The sequence below is a fragment of the Kitasatospora sp. NPDC057512 genome (genome assembly GCF_042802135.1).
Taxonomy (GTDB): domain Bacteria; phylum Actinomycetota; class Actinomycetes; order Streptomycetales; family Streptomycetaceae; genus Kitasatospora.
Genome location: NZ_JBHVET010000834.1, coordinates 1 through 3,403 on the forward strand (window position 1 = coordinate 1; position 3,403 = coordinate 3,403).

A 3,403-nucleotide genomic window follows, 5' to 3' on the forward strand; every position below is an offset into this window, starting at 1 on the left:
CGTGTGCGGAACCCTCGTTCCCTACGAGACCTACGGGACCTACGAGACCCCGAAGGGCAGCTCCAGCTCGGCCCAGACCACCTTGCCGTCCCGGGTGAGCCGGCTGCCCCAGCGCTGGGCCAGCTCGCTGACCAGGAACATCCCGCGCCCGCCCTCGTCCTGTTCGGCGAACGGGCGCAGCTGCGGGGTCTGGCCGCCGGCGTCGGAGACCTCCAGGGTGAGCACCCGGTCGCGGAACAGCCGCAGCCGGCGCGGGGCGTCGGCGTGCAGCAGGGCGTTCGTGACCAGCTCGCTGACCAGCAGCTCGGCGTAGTCGGTGAGCGCGGTCAGGCCCCAGGCCTCCAGGGTGGCGCGGGTGAAGCGGCGGGCCCTGCCGGGCAGCCGGCCGCCGCCGGACAGCGGCAGGGTGGCGACCCGGTCGGCGGGCAGCGGGAGCACCCGGGCCATGATCATCGCGATGTCGTCCTCGGTGCCGTCGGTGACCAGCGCCGCGAGGACGGCGTCGCAGTTCTCCTCCAGGGTCCGGCCGGGGCCGGACAGGGTGCGGGCGAGCCGGTCGATCCCGGCGTCCAGGTCCTGGCCGCGCCGCTCGACCAGGCCGTCGGTGTAGAGCGTGACCATGCCGCCCTCGGGGATGGTGAACTCGATCGACTCGAAGGCGACCCCGCCGACGCCCAGCGGCACCCCGGGCGGCACGTCCACCCTGGCGGCGGTGCCGTCGGGGGCGACCCGGACCGGCGGCAGGTGCCCGGCCGAGGCGACCTGGACGGTGCGCTCCAGCGGGTCGTACACCGCGCAGATGCAGGTGGCGAACTGGCCCTCGCCGATTCCCGAGGCGGTCTCGTCCAGCCGGGTGAGGACCTGCTCCGGCGGCATGTCGAGGGTGGCGAGGGTCCGGGCGACGGTGCGCAGCTGGCCCATGGTGGCGGCGGCCCGGATGCCGTGGCCCATCACGTCGCCGACCACCAGGGCGACCCGCCCGCAGGACAGCGGCACCACGTCGAACCAGTCGCCGCCGACCTCGCTGACCACGCTGCTGGGCAGGTAGCGGTAGGCGATCTCCAGGCCGAGGGTGCGGTGCACCTCCTGCGGCAGCAGGCTGCGCTGGAGGGTGAGGGCGGTCTCCCGCTCGCGGCGGTAGAGCCGGGCGTTGTCGAGGGCCAGCGCGGTGCGGGCGACGAGTTCCTCGGCGAGGGCGACGTCGGCGGCGGTGAACGGCTCGGGGTTGCGCATCCGGATGAACTCGGAGCCGCCGAGCACCATGCCCCGGGCGGTGATCGGCACCATCAGGTACGAGTGGATGCCCGCCGCCATGCCGGGGGCCACCCGGTCCTCGCTGGAGACCAGCCCGCGCAGCACGTCCTCGTCCACGTGGGTGCGCAGCAGCGGCTTCCCGCTGCGCAGGCACTGGGTGTAGCTGCGGTCGGGGGCGTACTCGGAGGTCTCGCCGACCACGTCCACGGCGTGGGCGAGGCCGCTCTCGTAGGACTCCCCGACGGCGACGGCGCGCAGCGTGACGTTCCGGTCGGAGGGGATCGCGGTGGGCTCGGCGCCGCGCAGCACCGGCTCCAGCAGGTCGACGGTGGCGAAGTCGGCGAACCGGGGGACGACGGCCTCGATGAGCTCCTCGGCGGTGCGCTGGAGGTCGAGGGTGGTGCCGATCCGGGCGGTCGCCTCGGCGATGGTGGCGAGCCGTTCCTGGGCCCGGGCGGCGCGGGCCTCGGCCTGGAAGCGCTCGGTGACGTCGATGATCGAGGAACAGACCCCGAAGATCCGGCCGGTGGAGTCCTCCAGCCGGAAGTAGGAGGCGGACCAGGCGCGGTCCCGCCGGGGGTCGCCGGGGACCCGGCCGTGCGAGCGGGCGTCGACCACGGGCTTGCCGGTCTTGAGCACCTGGCGCATGATCTGCTCGATCTCGGCGCTGTTGATGCCGGGCAGGACGGCGGATATCCGGCGGCCGAGGTGGGCGGCGACGGGCACCCCGTTCATCCGGGCCAGTGCCTCGTTGATCCGGATGTAGCGCAGCCCGGTGTCGTAGACGGCCATGCCGATCGGCGAGCGGCCGAAGATGCCGTCCAGCACCGCGAGGTCGGCCTCGACGGCGTGCAGGGCGCGGGTGTCGGAGGCGGTGGCGAGCAGCAGCAGGGTGCCGGCCGGGCCGGCGATCGGGTAGGTGCGGAACTCCAGCTCGACCTTGTGGCCGTCGCGGTGGCGCACCGGGAAGACGCCGGACCAGCCGCTGCCGGTCATGATCCGCTGGAAGAGGCCGAGCACCTCGGAGCGGTCGGACCCGTCGGTGAGCAGTTGGGCGGCGTAGCTGCCGACGGCCTCCTCCGCGGAGTAGCCGAGCAGGGCCTCGGCGTCCTCGCTCCAGTGCAGGATCAGTCCGTCGTCCTGGAGCAGCGCCGTCGCGAGCGGGACGAGCCGGTGGCCTTCGGGGTTCGCGCCCTCGGGACGTACCGGGGTGCCGCCCGGTGCCGGGTCGGCGGCGGTCGCGTCCCACTCGTGTCCGTGCATGATCAGGCAGCACCCCGGTTCGGCTCGTTGCCCCGGCCGGACGGGCCTCGCGGTCGGTGCCGGCCGGGATTCTTCTCCAGACTGCACGGACATCGGCCGCCCGGCGACCCCTTTGGTCAGGGGGCGTCCGGTCGCTCCGGGTGTACGGGCGTCATGGGCGTACCGGCCGCAGCGTACTCTCCAGAACGCCCGCCCACTGCCGGATCACGCCGGAACGTCGGTGGCTGTCGTCGGTGAGCAGGTTGGCGAGGCCCAGTCCGCGGGCGAGGTCCAGCGTGGCCTGCACGGATTCGCGCACCCCGGGGCGGCTCTCGTCGGCGTCCAGGAACTCGACGGCGGCCCGGTGGGCCTCCCGGCCGACGTGGCCCTCCAGGGCGATGATCCGTTCGCGCAGCGCCTCCTCGGTGGCGGCGGCGGTCCACAGGTGCAGGGCGGCGCGGAACAGCGGGCCGGTGTAGAGGCGCACGATCATGTCGACCACGGCCCCGGTGCGGTCGGGGCCGGCGGTCGGCAGCTCGTCCGCGTGGGCGCGGACGGCTGCCAGCCGCTCGGCGGTGACGTGCTCGACGGCCGCGGTGAACAGGTCCTCGCGGGTCGGGAAGTGGTGCTGGGCCGCGCCCCGGGAGACCCCGGCCCGTTCGGCGACGACGGTGACGGTGGAGCCGTGCCAGCCGAGTTCGGCCAGGCAGTCCACGGCCGCCGCGAGCAGCCGGGCCCTGGTCGCTCGGCTGCGGTCCTGCTGCGGGGTGCGGGCGGCGTGGCTGGTCATGGCGGCGGGCGGTTCCTGTTCCGGTCGGGGCGCGGCGGCTCCCGGTCGGGGCGCGGCGGGACGATCCTCACAGACGCGCCCCGGTCCCCGGCCGCCGGGGCGGCCCCGGCCGGTCAG

Annotated in this window: 2 protein-coding genes; both read right to left on the reverse strand. The window is 74.8% G+C overall.

The features are described from left to right. Positions 1-39: 39 nt before the first annotated feature. A complete protein-coding gene (locus tag ACFU6K_RS34480; RefSeq protein WP_380669862.1) occupies positions 40-2,517 on the reverse strand; it encodes a SpoIIE family protein phosphatase in 2,478 nt (825 codons plus the stop codon). 151 nt (positions 2,518-2,668) lie between these two features. Next, on the reverse strand, positions 2,669-3,286 hold the full coding sequence (locus ACFU6K_RS34485) for a TetR/AcrR family transcriptional regulator (protein WP_380669864.1): 618 nt from the start codon (positions 3,284-3,286) through the stop codon (positions 2,669-2,671). Between the last annotated feature and the right edge of the window lie 117 nt (positions 3,287-3,403).

Excerpts from the sequence above, each read along its gene's own strand:
- ACFU6K_RS34480 (WP_380669862.1), bottom strand. The coding sequence starts at position 2,517 with ATGCACGGACACGAGTGGGACGCGACCGCCGCCGACCCGGCACCGGGC.
- ACFU6K_RS34485 (WP_380669864.1), bottom strand. The coding sequence starts at position 3,286 with ATGACCAGCCACGCCGCCCGCACCCCGCAGCAGGACCGCAGCCGAGCG.